Below are 16,998 nucleotides of genomic sequence, written 5' to 3' on the forward strand. Positions count from 1 at the left end.
CTCTCAGGTGCATGCCGCGCCGCGCGCGCGGGACCACCTAAGCTGGACGCCCGCCGCGCGGCCCGTGCCGCCGGCGCGCGTACAGCCACCCGGAGGGCCTCCATGATCCGCGCGGACATCCTCGAGCAGTTCCCCGAGCTGTTCGGCCGCAAGCGCGTCAACGGCCGCGAGCTCGACGTGGACGCGACCATCGAGACGCTCACCCGCGAGCTCGAGCCGGAGATCGAGGCGGCGCTGACCGCGCGCGGCGCGCTGCTCCGCTCGCCCGAGCCGGTGGCCACGAAGTACGCGTGGCCGCACTGGAACGAGGCGTTCGAGGACCCGGTCGGAGGGAGCGCCTGGACGTTCCGGCAGATCGTCCAGGGGATGATCGACAACTTCCTCGGCAAGGAGAGCCCGCTGCGCTGGCGGCTCAACGACGAGGTGGCGATCCCCGAGCACGTGCACCCGTCGCGCAACCCGGGCCTGGAGCTGACCGGGCCCTGGCACCCGCTCGACATGGCGTTCAACGCGCTCAACAGTCCCGCGCCGATGAACATGCCGGACTTCGAGGACGCCTCGCCGCCGCACTTCCGCCCCGACGGCGCGCCGGCGCGCGAGCCGGTGGGCGTGTTCGCGGCGCTCAAGAACGCGAAGGAGATCTTCGAGGGGCGCTGGTCGGACCGCGCCTACGAGGTCGAGAAGAAGGGGAAGAAGCGCAGCTACCGGATCACGACGCCGCAGGCGAAGTGGCCCACGCGCCTCGCCCGCCCGCCCAGCCTGCACATCCGCTACGACCACGTCACGGTGGACGGCCGGCCCGCGCCGGGCCTGGTGGTGGTCGCGACGCTCTGGGCGCTGAACGGCTACGACGCGCTCACCCGCGCCGGGAGCGGCGCGTACTTCTACATCCCCAAGCTGCAGACGCCGCGCGAGGCGCTCATCGTGGAGCGGCTGCTCTCGCGGCTCGAGGGGATGATGGGCGTGCCCGCCGGCACGCTCAAGGCGAAGATGCTCTACGAGGAGGGGAACGCCGGCCGCCAGCTCCCCGCCATCGTCTGGACGCTGCGGCGCCGGCTGCTCGGCACGAACGTCGGCCGCTGGGACTACCTCGGCAGCCTCATCGAGATGTGGAAGGACGATCCGCAGGGCGTGTTCCCCGACCCGCAGACGATCGGCATGGCGACGCCCGGCATGCTCGCGTACCAGCGCTACAACGCGCTGCTCATGCTGATGGCGGGCATGAAGGACGGCGAGCTGACCCACGCCGCGCCCATCGGCGGCATGGCGGCGGTGATGATCTACCAGGCCGGCGATCCCTACGGCCGCGCCCGCTACAACCCGCTCGCGCTCCGCGCCATGGTGATCGACAAGCTGCGCGAGCGGCTGCTGGGCCTGTTCTTCGTGCCCGACGCGCCGCTGCGGCCCGGCGAGCAGCCCACCCTCGACGCCGTCCTCGGCGGCAAGGTCCGCGGCGCGCTCCACGACGCGTACCGCCAGAGCTGGGTGGCGAGCCCGGAGCCGGAGTACGTCGGCGCCGGCAACGGCCCGCTCCGCGCGCGCGTCGGCGCGCTCCAGGAGCTGCTCGACGCGCCGGTGGAGACCGTGGACGCGGGCGGGAAGCAGGTGCCCACGGTGGCGAGCGGGCTCTCCGACGACGAGCGGGCGCTGTTCCGCTCGCGCGGGCTCGTGGACGCGAACGGGCGCATCACGCCGTTCGTGCTGGCGCGCGAGCAGGTGGACGCGCCGGAGAAGCTGCTCGACCTGGCGCGCTGGGAGGCGATCTACCGGGTGCCGGAAGGCGACGTCACCATCGAGCACGTGCAGCACGCGTTCTACATGGCGGCGAACTACGGCTTCCAGATCCTGAACGGCAACTTCGCCGCCGCCATCGACGACTACGAGCTGAAGCTCCGCTTCATGAACGACCTCGCCACCTACCGCATCAACGTGTCGTGGCTGTGGGCGCTCCTGCGCCACCAGGCGCCCGTCACGAAGGACGGCCACCTGCTCCGCGCCACGCTCACCGGCGACGGCGTGGTGCTCGGCAAGCCCGCCGAGCCGGTGAAGGCCGGGACGCGCCTCGACCGCGCGCTGTTCGAGAAGGTGTACACGTTCCACGGTGAGTGGACGGACGCGTTCTTCGCCGAGCAGGACCGCCGCGGCGAGCCCGCGCGCTTCGACCGCTCCAAGGCGCCCGTCATCATGGAGCTGCTGCACCGCCAGCTCCTCTCCAAGCGCTACATCCAGCACAGCGCCCGCGCGCTGTTCGTGATCGGCGCCGCCCGCCCCGAGGACCGCGCCGGCCTGCTCGACGCCATGTTCGACCTCGAGCGCGCCGAGGTGGCCGCGCGGGTGGAGAAGGGCGCGCTCCCGAACGGCGCGCTGGAGGCGCACGACTACGTGAACGACGTGTTCGGGGGGTAGGACGCGGGGGCGCCGGGCTTGATTCCCGGCGCCTCCATTCCCTAACTATGCGGAAGGATTCGACTTCAGCTCCGGCCGGAGGCTCGTCTCCAAGCCGTCTCCAAGGCTTTCCGCTCGCCCTGAGCGTAGCCCCGCCGAAGGCGGGGCGGAGTCGAAGGGCGCTCCGACCTCATCCTCGACAGGTCTGCGGTCCAGCAGCCGGATCGCCGCGTTCTTGTGCGCCGGCGACAGGTGCATGTACCGCTGCGTCGTCGTGAGGTCCTGGTAGCCGGCGAGTTCCTGAATCGCCTTCGCCGTGGTGCCTCCATGGCGAGGTGCGAGCAGAACATGTGGCGGAAGATGTGGTAGCTGCCGTTCGCCGGCAGCGCTGTGCGCGCTCCATCCAGATCCGGCTGATCACCGAACCCATCCGAGGCTCGAAGCGAGCAAGGGTCGGCGGCTCGATCCGGCGCGCGAAGGCCACACATGACGAGACCCTCCGGAAGCTCTCGAGGTAGGAGCGCGCAGCACGCCGCCTCGGGCGTTCATCGCTGGTTCGCCTTCATCGTTGTGGCGCGATCACCGCCTCCCGCGCCCCCAAACGTGCGGTATAGACGGCCGGGGAGACGTGCTTGGCGACCGTTGATTTCGCATCCGCAGCTACGAGACATCTTGAAGTTCGATTGAGAATGGCGACGCGAGCGATGGCTGCTGCCTCGGTGCTGGCCCTTGCGGGTTGCTCGGACTTCCTGAACATGTGCAGGAACGACGTGCTCGCCGACGTGCACTCACCATCGGGCGAACGTCACGCCGTCGTGTTCCAGCGGGACTGCGGCGCGACGACGGGATTCGGCGTTCAGGTTTCAATTCTTCGGCGTGGCAAGGCCTTGCCGAACGAGGCGGGCAACACCTTCACCGCTGACGCAAACCACGACGCGGGCGTCTCGCTCGACGTTCAGCCGATATGGGAATCGGACCGCGTGCTGCGCCTGACGCACGACGATCGCCTGCGAACGTTCACGCGCGAACGCTCGGTCGCTGGCGTCGAGATCGTGTACCAGCCCTCACCCGCGCGGTAGGCGGCGTGCTGTGCCCGGAACGTGCCCGCGCCCACGGGGCCTCGCGGGCAGGCGGGGGAACGACGGGGCGGCGCATCCGCTCGACGCCCCGGCACTCACCGCGACATCAGTGCAAACACGCCCCAGCCCAGGTATTCGCGGGTGAACGTGGCGTAGCGCTCGGGCGCGACGGTCAGCTCGGCTCGGACCTCCTTCGCGAAGTCATCGTCCGGGTTCGCCTCGAGCCATCGACGCATCGTGAGCCACTTCGCTGCCTCGTACCTGTCCCAGCTGTCGGGGTCGGCCAGCACCATCTCGACGACGTCGTAGCGGAGCTTGTCGAAGGACGCGAGGAGGTCCCGGAGCAGGAGGAAGTCCGAGCTGGAGGCGGCGTGGCATCCCCTGGCGACCTCCTCGGTCGGCGGCAGCTTCAGCCAGTACGGCTCGCCGACGAGGACGATCCCTCCCTGGCGGAGGCTCCTGGCCAGGAGCTCGATGGTGCCGGCGACGCCCCCGCCGATCCAGGTGGCGCCGAGACAGGCTGCCACACCGACCTTGTCGCGGGCGACGTACCCGGCCGCGTCGCCGTGGATGAACTCGACCCGGTCGGCGACGCCCAGCTCGGCGGCGCGGCGCCTCGCCTGCTCGGTGAACAGCTGGCTCATGTCCACGCCGGTGCCGCGGATCCCGTGATCGCGCGCCCACGTGCACAGCATCTCGCCCGAGCCGCTGCCGAGGTCGAGCACCCGCGTCCCCGGCTCCAGCCGGAGCGCCGCGCCGAGCGTGGCGAGCTTCTCCGGCGTGAACGGGTTGTGGATGCGGTGCGCGCTCTCGCTGACGTTGAAGATCCGTGGGATGTCCACTGTTGAGCTCCTTCGCGCTTCGGATGCGCTAGCCTCGGCGTGAGGGTGGTCCGGGGTTGCATCCAGAGGTACCCCGCATGATGCCGCAGCCTGAACCGATCCAGGGACCCGGGATGAGGCTACGTGTCGGCGATCGCGCGCCCGCTGCCGCGCTGGACGACGTCGATGGACGCCGGCTCGAGTGCAGCAGGCCTGGGACGCCGGCGGTGGTGCTGTTCACGCGCTACGTGGGCTGCCCGGTGTGCCAGCTCCACGTCGCGCGGATCGCAGCCGCGATGCCCGAGTTCCGCGCGCGCTCGTGCGGAGTCTGGATGGTGTTCCAGTCCAGCGCGGAGCACCTCCGGGCGGCGATGGCGGAGTGGAGGCCGGGGTTCTCCGCGGTCGCGGATCCGACCGCGCGCCTGTACGACGCGTTCGCGGTCGAGGCGAGCGTCGCGGGTTACCTCGCTCCCCGCTCGCTGCTCGCGCTGGTGCACGCGACGATGGCCGGCAAGCGCCACGGCCGGTTCGAGGGCCGCGAGACGCAGCTGCCGGCGGCGTTCGTGCTCGCTCCGGCCGGGCGGATCGCCTTCGCCCATTTCGGCCGCAGCATCGGGGACGACGCGCCCATCCCTGCGCTGCTCGGCGCCGTGGACTCGACGAACCGCGACGCAAGCGCGCGCACGCCCCCGTGAGTACGATTCTTCACGTCGCGACCCCGCCGCAGCGGCGCCGCATGCCGCAACACATTCCGGAGGCCCGCATGCCCCACCTCGTCTTCGACCTGAACGTCTCCCCGCCCGACGACGCCCGCGCCCGGTTCGGCGAGGAGATCGCCCGCCGGTTCGGCGAGATCATGGACACCGGCACCGACCACGTCGCGGTGCTCGTCCGCGCGCACTCGCGGGGCAGCCTCACGCTGGGCCTCGCGAAGGATACGGCGCGGGGCGTCGCGCTCGCGAGCGCCGACCTCCGCCTCGGCCGGACCAAGGACCAGGAGCGCCGGCTCTGCCTCGCGTTCATGGATGAGCTCGAGCGCTGGTTCGGCGTCCCGAAGGATCAGGTCTACGTCGTCCTGACCCGCCACGACGGGCCCGAATTCCAGCTCGTCGACCGGGTCCTGCCGTCCTGGTCGGCCGGGGAGGATCCCCTGGCGCCCCGGTAGCCGCATCCTTTCGGTGATGCGCCGGCGCGCAGCCCCGCCGTCCCGCCGGCCTGCGGCGGCGGCGTGCGGGTCTCGCACCTGGACGACCTGGGCCGGATCGATCCGGCGACGCCCTACCGCACCGCGCGCAGCGGCCCCGCCTCGCCCCAGCGCTCGGCGAGCGACGCGTCCCGCGCGACGATCTCGGCGGTGTCCCGGGCGATCATGAACTCCTCGTTCGTCGGGATGACGGCCGCCATGGGGCTCGTGCTGCGCGTGATCCGGCCGCCCTGCCCGCGCCCGTGGGCCTCGTTCGCCTTCGGATCCAGCGCGAAGCCCGCGAACGCGAGCAGCCCGATGATCTGCGCGCGCACCTTCGCCTGGTTCTCGCCGATGCCGCCCGTGAACACGAGCGCGTCCACGCGGCCGAGCGACACGAACATGCCGGCCGCCGCCTTCGAGACGGAGTAGCAGAACTTGTCGATGGCGAGTCGGGCGCGCTCGTGGCCCGCCTCGGCGGCCCGCTCCAGCGTCAGCATGTCGTCGGAGAGGCCGGAGATGCCGAGCAGGCCCGAGCCCGCGTTCAGCTTCTCCATCACCTCCTCCATGCTGCAGCTCAGCTGCTTCTTCATGTGCGCGACGATCGACGGATCGATGTTGCCGCTGCGCCTGTCCATGACCACGCCCTCGAGCGGCGTGAGGCCCATGGTCGTGTCCATGCTCTGCCCGTTCCGCACCGCCGCGAGCGAGCACCCCTTGCCGAGGTGCGCGGTCACGATGGCGTGATCCTCGGGGTCGAGCCCGAGCTGCTTCACGGCCAGCTCGGAGACGTAGCGGTGGCTGGTGCCGTGGAACCCGTAGCGCCGGACCTCGTGCTCGACGAACCACGCGTACGGGACCGCGTAGAGGTACGACCGCGGCGGCATGGTCTGGTGGAAGGCGGTGTCGAACACGGCCACCTGGGGCAACTCGGGGAAGAGCTGCTGCGCCACCTCGATCCCGCGGACGTTGGACGGGTTGTGCAGCGGGCCGAGCGGGATGCACTCCTTGATCTTCGCGATCACCTCCGGGGTGATCAGGATCGACCCGGAGAACTTCGCGCCGCCGTGGACGACGCGGTGGCCGATGCCGAGCAGCCCCTCTGCGAGCCCCAGCTCGCGCAGCAGCGTGTGGGCCGTGCGCAGCGCGGCGTCGATCCCCTCGCCCGGCACGGTGCGCCGCTCCGCGCGGCCCTCGTGCTCGAGCTCGAGCGCCGACTGCCCGCTCCCGAGCGGCTCCACCCTCCCGGAGACGTGGACGTGACCGTTCGACGCGTGGACGACGGCGAACTTGGTCGTGGCGCTGCCACAGTTCAGGACGAGGACGTTCATGGAGGCGGATCCTTCCGGCGGCCGGTCGGGCTGCCGTTATACAGGATCCGCCCCGGCGGGGTACCACGCCCGGCGACTACTCCTCCGACCGGCTCGTGCCGTCGCGATTGCGCTCGTAGCGCCGGGTCTGCGGGAACGGCGGCAGCCAGGCCTCGCGGCGGATGGTCCAGAGCTCGTACGTCGGCTTCAGCTGGTCGGGCGCGTCCAGGGATCCGAGGTTCAACCCGATCTCGTCCTCGCTGAGCCCGAAGACGGGCGAGCCGCAGCGGGGGCAGAAGGACCTGCCGGCGAACGTGCGCGACTCGCCCTCGATCTTCACCGCGTCCGCCGGGAAGATCGCGGACGCGTGGAACAGCGCTCCGTGGTTCTTGCGGCAGTCGAGGCAGTGGCAGATGCCGACGCGGTACGGGCGTCCGGTCGCCACGAATCGAAGGTCGCCGCACAGGCAGCCGCCGGTGAATCGTTCCATCTGCGCCTCCTCTGGAGCTCGTTCTCGTAACCGCGGCCGGCCGGCGTCGGAAGGGCGACCTCCCGGCCGTCGTCCGGCCAACGCCTTTCTACCGGCCGCCCGCTTGCGCGTGGCCCTTGCCCTCGCATCTCGCTTGGGGCGCGATCGATGGTCCGTGCCCGCCGGCCGGGTCCACGGCATGTGGTTGGCCTCGCTGGTGGAGGACGCGCGTATGCCCAAGATCGTCGTGAACGCATTCCTGACCCTGGATGGCGTGATGCAGGCTCCCGGCGCGCCGGACGAGGACCGCGAGGGCGGCTTCGTGCACGGTGGGTGGATGGCGCCGTACTCCGACGACGTCCTGGAGCGGGTCGTCGCCGACGGGTTCGCCGACGCCGACGGCTTCCTGCTCGGGCGCAAGACCTACGACATCTTCGCGAGCTACTGGCCGAAGATCACCGACCCCGCCAACCCGATCGCGAGCGCGCTCAACGCGCGGCCGAAGCACGTGGTCTCGCGCAGCCTCGAGCGCGTGGAGTGGAACAACTCCCACCTCATCGAGGGCGACGTGGTCGGCGAGGTGCGGAAGCTCCGGCAGCAGCCGGGCCGGACCGTGCAGACGTGGGGCAGCACCGAGCTGCTCCAGACGCTGCTCGAGCACGACCTCGTGGACGAGTACCGCCTGTTCGTGTTCCCGGTGCTGCTCGGCTCGGGCAAGCGGCTGTTCGCGGGCGGCACGGCGCCGGCGGCGCTCCGGCGGGTGGAGTCGGTCAGCGGCGAGAAGGGCGGGACGTACCTCCGGCTCGAGCGCGCCGGCAAGCCGGAGTACGGGCGGATGGGCGGCTGATCCCGGCCGCTCCGTTGGCTACGGGGCCGCCTTGCCTGGCGAGAACTTGATCAGGCGGTCGTAGAGCACCTCCTGCATGGCTGCCCCGCTCTTCGTCGCGGGCTCGAGGTACATGCGGTAGAGCAGTCCCAGCACCGTGTCGGGGCCCACGTCGAGTCGCCTGCACTTCTTGACGAGGTCCTCGGAGGGCACCTGCAGGCAGTTCGCCTCGCCTCCGCAGCTCCTCGAGATCTTGTAGGCGTACATCAGGCCCGCCGCGGGATCGCCGGGGGGCAGGAACCGTGCTGCGGTGCCGGAGAGCTTGCGATCGTCCACCGTGCCGATGGACAGCTTCCCGTCCTTCGCCTCGCCCGTGTAGACGTTGATGCTCATGTACGAGGTCTTGCCAGTCGCGGCGTGGTTGGCGCCGAAGGCCATCAGGAACTCGCCGTCACCGAGCGTGATCTGGTCGTCCCAGGAGAGGAACTCGGGCAGGTACCCGGCCTGGAGGCAGAACGCGTCGCGCGCGTCGCCTCCCACCGGTACGGCGCGCTGCAGGTCGTCCATGCCCTCGTAGCCGACGGGCACGGTGACCGGAACGTCCTTCGCGTCCATCCCGGGGTTCGCGTCGAGGATGCGCTGCCGGAGCACGCCCAGCGTGTTCCAGAGGTACACCTCCGACTGCCCGGTCCCGCGGATGCGCAGCCCGGGCAGCGGAAAGGGGTCGAGGTCCCCTTCGTCCACCGGGACGCGCGGCGTCACCCGGAACATCCGGAGCGGCGCGTTGCGGATGTACGCCTCGCCGGCGTTCTCGTAGCCGTCCTCCCACATCGCGTTCCGCATCTGGATCCGGAAGTCGTCGGCGGCATCGCCGTCCCCGAGGTTCAGCATCGAGGCCGGGAACACGACCTGGTTGACGGCGTCCGTCGAGTAGCCGACGTCCCCGAGCGCCTGGAGGACGCTTCGATACGTGCCCCGGTCCGGCGTGAAGACGAGCGCGACCCGCTTGCCGAAGGGATCGCCGGGCGGGCCCTCGGTCTTGATGGACAGGTGGTTGACCGGATCCGTCGGGGCGACCATGAGCCCCGGCAGCCGCTGGCCGTCGGGGTACACCTTGCTCGCGATCCACGCGTAGAACGCGAAGTAGCGCTCCGGCGGCGGCGTCGTCCCGACCAGCACGATGGCCTCGTCAGGCCGGAGCTTGAAGTCCTGCACCAGCTCGGCAGAGCCTGCCGCCCTCGGGACCTTCAGCACGAGATAGGGAGCGTTGTTGTTGTACCAGGCGTGATCGATGTCTGGCGCGTACCTGCACCAGGCCTCTCCCCGGTTCCACACCTCGACGCCCCCGGGCGTCACGTGGAATCCACGCCGCTCGAGCTCCGCCGTGAGCCTGGTCGGGCCCGGCTCCGCGGCACCGCCCACGAGCGGCAGCCAGACGAGCGCGCCGAGCACGGCGGCGCGAATTCCCCATCGCCCTCTGTTCCTCATGGCCGACCTCCCTCGCCGGCCGCGGCTGGGGGCAGCCGGCCACGCGCGCGCGCGCTCGACCGGATCAGATGCCGTCGGGCGATGCTCCACAACCGGGCGCGCGGGTCGCGCCGCGCATGGCAGGTCGTCGGGGTGTGCTTCGGCGCCGCGATCGCGCCGGCGGCTCACCCGCCCTGCTTCCTCAGGATGACGTGCAGCGCGCGCTCCGTCGCGACGTGCTCGACGCAGCGGTAGCCGAGGGCGGTCGTGTCGAGGCCGGCGAGGAGGTGCTCGCCGCGGCCGAGGAGCACCGGCGAGATCGCGAGGTGCAGCTCGTCCACGAGCCCGGCGGCGAGGTACTCGCGGACGGTCGCGACGCCGCCGCCGAGGCGGACGTCCTTCCCGCGCGCCGCCTCCTTCGCGCGGTCGAGCGCCGCGTGGATGCCCTCGGTCACGAAGTGGAACGTGGTCCCGCCCTGCATCTCGAGCGGCGGCCGCGCGTGGTGCGTGAGCACGAAGACGGGCACGTGATAGACGGGGTTCTCGCCCCACCACCCCTTCCAGCCGTCGTCCGTCCACGGCCCGCGCGACGGCGCGAACATGTTGCGTCCGAGGATCCAGGCGCCGACGTTCTCGAAGCTGCGCGCGGCGAGGTCGTCGTCCACGCCCCGCCGGCCCTCGTCCGCGCCGGCGGCGCCGCCGGCGTGCATCCTCCTGAACGTCCGCGTGTCGAGGACCCACTCGTGCAGCGACATGCCCCCGACGCCGAGCGGGTGCTCCAGGGACTGGTCCGGGCCGGCGCCGTAACCGTCGATCGAGATCGAGAAGGCGTTCACGCGAAGCTTCGACATGGTTGGATTCCTCTCGCGCGGGCAGCGCCCGCGGCAGCTGGGACCCCCGTCCTCGGATCGAGCGACGCACGAGGCGGGCCGGAGGATACGTGGCGACGTGGGGTGCACCTCGATTACGCCGGGCACCGCCGGGGAGCACCTTCCGGATGGGGTGAACGCGCCTCGCCCGGCCGCAGGTCACGTCGCCTCCTCCCCCTCCTCTGGATCGGTCCCGGGGACGTGTCGCCCCGAGGACGAGGGCGTTATACCCACCAGCGCGCACGGGCGGCGGCGAGGCGGCGGAGCGAGTGACGAACGCGATCGAGACGACGGGACTGGTGAAGCACTTCGGCGCGACGCACGCGCTGAACGGCGTGGACCTCGCCATCCGGCGGGGCTCGGTCTACGGCCTGCTGGGGCCGAACGGCGCCGGCAAGACCACGACCATCCGCATCCTCGCCACCCTGCTCCGGCCGACCGGCGGCCGCGCGATGGTGCTCGGCCACGACGTGGGCCGAGAGCCGGCGGCGGTGCGGAGCAAGGTGAGCCTGACCGGACAGTTCGCGTCGGTGGACGAGGACCTCTCCGGCCAGGAGAACCTGGTGCTGGTGGGCCGGCTGCTCGGCCTCTCCTGGCGCGACGCCCGGGGCCGCGCCGCGGAGCTGCTGGACGCGTTCGGGCTCGCCGAGCTGGCCGGCCGGCAGGTGATGACGTACTCGGGCGGCGAGCGGCGCCGCATCGACATCGCGGCGAGCCTGGTGACGGTGCCGGAGATCCTGTTCCTCGACGAGCCCACCACCGGGCTCGATCCGCGCAGCCGCACGCAGGTCTGGGACCTGGTGCGCCGCATCGCCGCGGGCGGCACCACGGTGCTCCTCACCACCCAGTACCTCGACGAGGCGGACCGGCTGGCGGAGCGCATGGCGGTCATCGACCACGGCCGCGTCATCGCCGAGGGGACGAGCCGCGAGCTGAAGGCGTCGGTCGGCTCGAACGCGCTCCGGCTGCGGCTCGCGGACGCCGGCCAGCGCGCGGCGGCGCAGCAGGTGATCACCCGCGTGCTGGGCGACGGGGTCATGCCGGGCGCGGAGCCGGCCGAGGTCGCGGCGCGCCTCGAGAAGGCGGCGCAGGCGGGCGCGGTCCTGTCGGCGCTCTCCGAGGGCGGGATCGAGATCGCGGAGGTGACGGTGGGCAACCCGAGCCTGGACGAGGTGTTCCTGGCGCTCACCGGGCGCACGGCGGAGCGAGGCGACGGGGCGGAGCCGGGCGGCGAGGCGGAGGCGAGCCGATGAACGCGACCCACGAGGCGCTCGCGATCCGGGCGCGGCCGCGGCCGGCCTCGGCGCCGTCGGCCGTGCTGACGCTGGCGTGGCGGGCGATGCTGAAGATCAAGCACGTCCCGTTCCAGCTCTTCGACGTCACCGTCACGCCGATCATGTTCACGCTGCTGTTCACGTTCATCTTCGGCGGCGCGCTGGCCGGCTCGCCGCGGCAGTACGTGCAGTACCTCGTGCCCGGCGTGCTCGTGCAGACGGTCCTGTTCATCACCGTCTACACCGGCGTGGGGCTGAACTCCGACATCCGCAAGGGCCTGTACGACCGGTTCCGCTCGCTGCCCATGTGGCAGCCGGCGCCGCTGCTGGGCGCGCTCGCCGGCGACGTGTTCCGCTACTCGGTGGCGGGCGGGGTGATCCTGGTGGTGGGGTTCATCCTCGGCTTCCGGCCGCAGGGCGGGGCGCCGGGCGTGCTCGCGGCGATGGCGCTGGTGCTGGTGTTCAGCTTCGCGCTCTCGTGGCTGTGGATCGTGGTGGGCATGCTGGTGCGCACGCCCGAGTCGGTCATGACCACGAGCTTCGTGTTCCTGATGCCGCTCACGTTCGCGAGCGACATCTTCGTGGGCCTCGGGACGATGCCGGGCTGGCTCCAGGGCGTCGTCCGCCACAACCCGGTGACGCACCTCGCGAACGCGTCCCGCGACCTGATGCACGGGCGGCCGGCCGGCGCGGACGTCTCCTGGACGCTGCTGGCGTCGCTCGTGATCGTCGCCGCGGTCGCGCCGCTCGCGATGCGGCTCTACCGCAAGGAGCGGTAACTGGCGCTCATCCCGACCCTTCGACTCCGGCGGGCCTTTCGGCCCGCTCGCTCATCCCGAGCGTAGCGCGGCCCGCGGGCCGCGCGGAGTCGAGGGACGCTCAGGGTGAGCGGATGGTGCGGGAGCCGCGCCTACCGCGCGATCGGCTTGTACCGGAGGCGCTTCGGCTTCGCGCCCTCCTCGCCCAGCCGGCGCCGCTTGTCGGCCTCGTACTCCTGGTAGTTGCCGGTGAAGAACGTCCACTGCGAGTCGCCCTCGGCCGCCAGGATGTGCGTGGCGATGCGGTCGAGGAACCAGCGGTCGTGCGAGATGACGAACACGCAGCCGGCGTACTCGAGCAGCGCGTCCTCCAGCGCCCGGAGCGTCTCGACGTCGAGGTCGTTCGAGGGCTCGTCGAGCAGCAGCACGTTCGCGCCGGTCATGAGCGTCTTGGCGAGGTGGAGCCGGCCGCGCTCGCCGCCGGAGAGCGTGCCCACCACCTTCTGCTGGTCGGCGCCCTTGAAGTTGAAGCGCCCGATGTAGGCGCGGCTGGGCATCTCGAACTTGCCCACCTGCACCTGGTCGCGGCCGCCGGAGATCTCCTCGAACACGGTCCTGTCCGAGGAGAGGTTCTCGCGGCTCTGGTCCACGAACGCGAGCTTCACCGAGGGGCCGATCTCCACCGCGCCGGAGTCCGGCTGCTCGGCGCCGGTGATCATCTTGAACAGCGTGGACTTGCCCGCGCCGTTCGGGCCGATGATGCCGACGATGGCGCCGGGCGGCACGATGAACGAGAGCTTGTCCATCAGCAGCCGGTCGCCGAAGCCCTTCGAGACGTCCTTGAACTCGATCACCTTCTGGCCGAGCCGCTCGGCCACCGGGATGAAGATCTCCTGCGTCTCGTTGCGCTTCTGGTACTCGACGGTGGACATCTCCTCGAACCGCGACAGGCGCGCCTTGCTCTTGGCCTGCCGTGCCTTCGGGTTCTGGCGCACCCACTCCAGCTCCTGCTTCATCGCCTTGATGCGCGCGCTCTCCTGCTTGGCCTCGACCTCGAGCCGCTGCTCCTTCTGATCGAGCCAGCTCGAGTAGTTGCCCTTCCACGGGATCCCGCGGCCGCGGTCCAGCTCCAGGATCCACTCGGCGGCGTTGTCGAGGAAGTAGCGGTCGTGCGTCACCGCGACCACCGTGCCCGGGAACCGGGTGAGGAACTGCTCCAGCCACTCGACCGACTCGGCGTCGAGGTGGTTGGTGGGCTCGTCGAGCAGCAGCATGTCGGGCTTCGAGAGCAGCAGCTTGCAGAGCGCCACGCGGCGCTTCTCGCCGCCGGAGAGGTTCTTGATGACCGCCTCCCAGGGCGGCAGCCGCAGCGCGTCGGCGGCGATCTCGAGCGCGTTGCCGGTGTCGGCGCCCGCGTTCGCGATGATCGCCTCGAGGCGCGCCTGCTCCTCGGCGAGCTTCTCCATGTCCGCGTCCGGCTCGGCGTAGGCGGCGTAGATCGCCTCCAGCCGCTGCTGCGCGTCCGCCACCTCGCCCTGCGCCGACTCGACCTCCTCGCGGACGGTGCGCTCGCCGTCCAGCTTCGGCTCCTGCGGGAGGTAGCCGATGCGGATGCCGGCCTGGCGGGTGACCTCGCCCTCGTACTCCTCGTCCACGCCGGCCATGATCCGGAGCACGGTGGACTTGCCGGCGCCGTTCAGGCCGAGCAGGCCGATCTTGGCGCCGTGGAAGAACGAGAGCGAGATGTCCTTGATGATCTGCCGCTTGGGCGGGACGATCTTGCTCACGCGGAGCATCGACATGACGTACGGGGGCATTTCGCGCGTTCTCTCGGGATGGGGGAAGGCGCGGGAATCTACCCGAAAACCGGCCGGCGCGCCGCGGGATGCGCTGCGCGGGCCCGGGGGCACGGTGGGCCCGAGACGGCGAGAGGGCCGGCGGAGCGAACTCGCCCCTGCCCGGCCCTCCGCACCCCCGGCGTCCCGGTCACATCCCCTGGTGCTGCTGCTCCCACTGGCGCGCGAACTCGGCGCCCGCGCGCTGCATCTCCTCGTCGGTCATGTCCTTCACGTGCGTGGCGAAGGACCAGGCGTAGCCGAACGGGTCGGTGATGCCGGCGCAGCGGTCGCCCCAGAACATGTCGGCCGGCTCCATCGTGGACCGCGCGCCGGCCTGGGTGGCGCGCCGGTGGGCGGCGTCGCAGTCGTCGGCCTGGATCCAGAAGGTGGTGGGCGCGGGATGCTCCGGGCTGGGCGCCGCCGCGCCCATCCCCGGCATCTCGTCGTTCAGGTAGAAGACCGAGTCGCCGATCCGGAGCTCGGCGTGCCAGATCTGCTTCCCGTCGGGCGAGGGCATGCGCCGCAGCTCCTGGGCGCCGAGCGCCTTCTTGTAGAACTCGATCGCCTTCGCGCAGTCCCGCAGCACCAGGCTCGGCGTGAGCGTGCGCGGTCCCTGGGGCATGGGCTTCGTGGTCGCCATGGCGTTCCTCCTCTCGAGCACTTCGGGTTCCCGTGCCGTGTAGGCGGCGCCGGCGCGGCGATCGAGCCCGACATGGGCCCCACCGCGTGACGAGGCGCTGACGGGCCGTAAGCGCCGGTTCGGGCACGCGGCGTTCCGCGCGCCCGCCGGGTCGCCCCCTCCGGGCGCGCCGGCGCGCGCCACCGTGCCGCGCGTCCGATTGGCGCACCGGATTGCACGCAGCGTTTACTCCGGATCAATTCCCCCGACCGGAGTGAGGGCTACGGTGCTCGCCCAGGGGGAGATCACCATGGCTCGTCGGCCCGTCGCCCTGCGCGCCGTCCGTTCGCCGTCCTGGAGCCTCGTCGTCGCGGCCCTCGCGCTGCTCGGCCCGCCCGCGCCGGCGACCGCGACCGACCTCGACCTCGGCGTCCCCGACCTCGAGCTCCGCCTCGACACCACGCTCCGCTACAACCTCGGCCTGCGCACCGACGGCGTGAGCCGCCGGCTCGGCGACAACCCGGCCTTCACCGCGGGCGAGAACAGCGTCTCCCGGGGCGACCTCACCACCAACCGGCTCGACGTGCTCGCCGAGCTCGACGCCTCCTGGCGGCGCCGCGTCGGCTTCCGCGCCAGCGCGGCCGGCTGGTACGACCAGGGCTACGTGCACGACCGCGCGACGCGCAGCCCGCGGGTGGTGGCGCAGGGGATCCCCGGCTCCTATCTGGACGACGACTTCACCGAGGTGGTGCGCCGCCGCTACCACGGCCCGTGGGGCGAGCTGCTCGACGCGTTCGCGTTCGCGCAGCTCCGGGCCGGCGGCGTCCCGGTGTCGGTGAAGGCGGGCCGGCACACCGTGTACTGGGGCGAGTCGCTCATGCAGGCGGGGCTCACGCACTCGGTGGCCTACGCGCAGATGCCGCTCGACCTGCAGAAGGCGTTCGCGAACCCCGGGGCCGAGCCGAAGGAGCTGTTCCGGCCGCTCGCCAGCGTCTCCGCGCAGGCCCAGCTCACCCCCACCCTCTCCCTCGCCGCCCAGGTGTTCCTCGAGTGGCAGCCGTTCCTGTACCCGGAGGGCGGCACGTTCCTGGGCGCCTCCGACGCGACCTACGACGGACCGGACGGCCTGTACCGCAACGGCGCGTACATGGTGAACGGCGGCGTGAACTGGCCGCGGCAGGCGGGCGACGCCGGGGTGGCGCTGCGCTGGGCGCCGTCCTGGCTCGACGGCACGCTCGGGCTCTACTACCGGCGCTTCACCGACAAGTTCGCCGCGGTGCTGCTCACCCGGAACCCCGGCGCGCAGGGGCCGCTCAGCCCGGAGCTCCCCTCGCCGTTCCGCTACCAGCAGTACTACGGCGCCGACGTGGGCCTCGTCGGCGCGAGCCTCGCGAAGCAGGTGCTCGGGGTGAGCGTGGGCGCCGAGGTCTCGTGGCGGCACGGCATGCCGCTCGTGGCGCAGTCGCCCGCGTTCGCGGTCGCCCCGGCGCCGCCGCTCGAGGCCGCGATGTTCCCGCACGGCCTGCCGCGCAAGATCGGCAGCTCGTACCAGGCGCGCGGGGACACCCTGCACGGCCTCGTCAACCTGCTGGGCGTCGTGCCCGGCGGCCGCGCCTTCTCGAGCGCCGCCTGGGCGCTCGAGCTCACCTTCAGCCGAAGGCTGGCCGTGACCGACAACGAGGACCTGTTCTACGGCGAGGGCTACGGCGTGTGCCGGCCGGATCCGGTGCTGGTGCAGAACGGCCTCGCCCGCACCCGCGACGACGGCTGCGCCACGCGTGGCCACCTGGGCCTGGGCGCGAGCCTCACGCCCACCTGGTTCCGCGTCGCCTCGGGCGCCGACCTGTACGTGCCGGTGACGGTCTCGTGGACGGTCCGCGGGAACTCGCCGGTGGGCCAGGGCGGGAACCAGGCCTCCGGGAGCTGGACCGCCGGCGCCGGCCTCGACCTGCGGAGCCGCTACCGCGTGGAGCTGCGCTACGCGGACTGGTTCGGGAAGACGAACGGCGGCGCCACCATCACCACGGCGAACGGGCTGCCCGCGCTCCTGAAGAGCCGCGGGAACGTGACGCTCACCGCGAAGACCACGTTCTAGGACGT

At 71.8% G+C, this 16,998-nt stretch carries 15 protein-coding genes; 8 read left to right on the plus strand and 7 right to left on the minus strand.

The features are described from left to right. Positions 1-102 precede the first annotated feature (102 nt). The gene (locus tag ADEH_RS20170) at positions 103-2,406 is read left to right on the plus strand and encodes a malate synthase (RefSeq protein ID WP_011422951.1); all 2,304 of its coding nucleotides are present in this window, start codon (positions 103-105) and stop codon (positions 2,404-2,406) included. Between the two features lie 668 nt (positions 2,407-3,074). After that, the gene (locus ADEH_RS20175; RefSeq protein ID WP_157061402.1) at positions 3,075-3,464 is read left to right on the plus strand and encodes a hypothetical protein; all 390 of its coding nucleotides are present in this window, start codon (positions 3,075-3,077) and stop codon (positions 3,462-3,464) included. Positions 3,465-3,559: 95 nt separating this feature from the next. Here ADEH_RS20175 and ADEH_RS20180 read toward each other — a convergent pair whose 3' ends face one another. Next, positions 3,560-4,306 (minus strand): SAM-dependent methyltransferase, encoded by a 747-nt coding sequence (locus ADEH_RS20180; protein ID WP_011422953.1) that lies wholly within the window; start codon positions 4,304-4,306, stop codon positions 3,560-3,562. Between the two features lie 113 nt (positions 4,307-4,419). Between ADEH_RS20180 and ADEH_RS20185 the strand changes: the two genes are divergently transcribed. Both ADEH_RS20185 and ADEH_RS20190 read left to right on the plus strand, forming a co-directional pair. Further along, on the plus strand, positions 4,420-4,980 hold the full coding sequence (locus ADEH_RS20185) for a peroxiredoxin-like family protein (RefSeq protein WP_011422954.1): 561 nt from the start codon (positions 4,420-4,422) through the stop codon (positions 4,978-4,980). 68 nt (positions 4,981-5,048) lie between these two features. After that, positions 5,049-5,450, plus strand: coding sequence for a hypothetical protein (locus ADEH_RS20190; RefSeq protein ID WP_011422955.1), 402 nt, complete (start codon positions 5,049-5,051; stop codon positions 5,448-5,450). Between the two features lie 113 nt (positions 5,451-5,563). On the opposite strand, the gene ADEH_RS20195 is transcribed toward ADEH_RS20190, so the two are convergent. Further along, positions 5,564-6,799 carry an acetate/propionate family kinase gene (locus tag ADEH_RS20195; RefSeq protein WP_011422956.1) on the minus strand — a complete coding sequence of 412 codons (1,236 nt, stop codon included), beginning with the start codon at positions 6,797-6,799 and terminating at the stop codon, positions 5,564-5,566. A gap of 76 nt (positions 6,800-6,875) precedes the next feature. Then, a complete protein-coding gene (locus tag ADEH_RS20200) occupies positions 6,876-7,268 on the minus strand; it encodes a GFA family protein (RefSeq protein ID WP_011422957.1) in 393 nt (130 codons plus the stop codon). Between the two features lie 211 nt (positions 7,269-7,479). Between ADEH_RS20200 and ADEH_RS20205 the strand changes: the two genes are divergently transcribed. Continuing rightward, the gene (locus ADEH_RS20205) at positions 7,480-8,094 is read left to right on the plus strand and encodes a dihydrofolate reductase family protein (RefSeq protein ID WP_041453730.1); all 615 of its coding nucleotides are present in this window, start codon (positions 7,480-7,482) and stop codon (positions 8,092-8,094) included. An 18-nt stretch (positions 8,095-8,112) separates the two neighbouring features. On the opposite strand, the gene ADEH_RS20210 is transcribed toward ADEH_RS20205, so the two are convergent. Both ADEH_RS20210 and ADEH_RS20215 read right to left on the minus strand, forming a co-directional pair. After that, on the minus strand, positions 8,113-9,525 hold the full coding sequence (locus ADEH_RS20210) for a hypothetical protein (protein WP_232287359.1): 1,413 nt from the start codon (positions 9,523-9,525) through the stop codon (positions 8,113-8,115). A 200-nt stretch (positions 9,526-9,725) separates the two neighbouring features. Further along, positions 9,726-10,391 carry a dihydrofolate reductase family protein gene (locus ADEH_RS20215; RefSeq protein ID WP_011422960.1) on the minus strand — a complete coding sequence of 222 codons (666 nt, stop codon included), beginning with the start codon at positions 10,389-10,391 and terminating at the stop codon, positions 9,726-9,728. 287 nt (positions 10,392-10,678) lie between these two features. On the opposite strand from ADEH_RS20215, the gene ADEH_RS20220 reads away from it, so the two are divergent. Both ADEH_RS20220 and ADEH_RS20225 read left to right on the plus strand, forming a co-directional pair. Continuing rightward, on the plus strand, positions 10,679-11,662 hold the full coding sequence (locus ADEH_RS20220) for a daunorubicin resistance protein DrrA family ABC transporter ATP-binding protein (protein ID WP_011422961.1): 984 nt from the start codon (positions 10,679-10,681) through the stop codon (positions 11,660-11,662). After that, a complete protein-coding gene (locus tag ADEH_RS20225; protein ID WP_011422962.1) occupies positions 11,659-12,462 on the plus strand; it encodes an ABC transporter permease in 804 nt (267 codons plus the stop codon). Before ADEH_RS20220 ends, ADEH_RS20225 begins: the two co-directional genes overlap by 4 nt. Before the next feature lie 131 nt (positions 12,463-12,593). Here the strand turns inward: ADEH_RS20225 and ettA are convergent, their stop codons facing one another. Both ettA and ADEH_RS20235 read right to left on the minus strand, forming a co-directional pair. Beyond that, positions 12,594-14,258 carry an energy-dependent translational throttle protein EttA gene (gene ettA, locus ADEH_RS20230; RefSeq protein WP_011422963.1) on the minus strand — a complete coding sequence of 555 codons (1,665 nt, stop codon included), beginning with the start codon at positions 14,256-14,258 and terminating at the stop codon, positions 12,594-12,596. 169 nt (positions 14,259-14,427) lie between these two features. Then, entirely contained in the window at positions 14,428-14,919 is a 492-nt protein-coding gene (locus tag ADEH_RS20235; RefSeq protein ID WP_011422964.1) for a VOC family protein, read from the minus strand. Between the two features lie 289 nt (positions 14,920-15,208). On the opposite strand from ADEH_RS20235, the gene ADEH_RS20240 reads away from it, so the two are divergent. Further along, complete coding sequence (locus tag ADEH_RS20240) at positions 15,209-16,993, plus strand: DUF1302 domain-containing protein (protein WP_011422965.1); 1,785 nt, start codon at positions 15,209-15,211, stop codon at positions 16,991-16,993. Positions 16,994-16,998: the final 5 nt, after the last annotated feature.

The organism is Anaeromyxobacter dehalogenans 2CP-C (assembly GCF_000013385.1).
In the GTDB taxonomy this organism is placed as follows: Bacteria; Myxococcota; Myxococcia; order Myxococcales; family Anaeromyxobacteraceae; genus Anaeromyxobacter; species Anaeromyxobacter dehalogenans_B.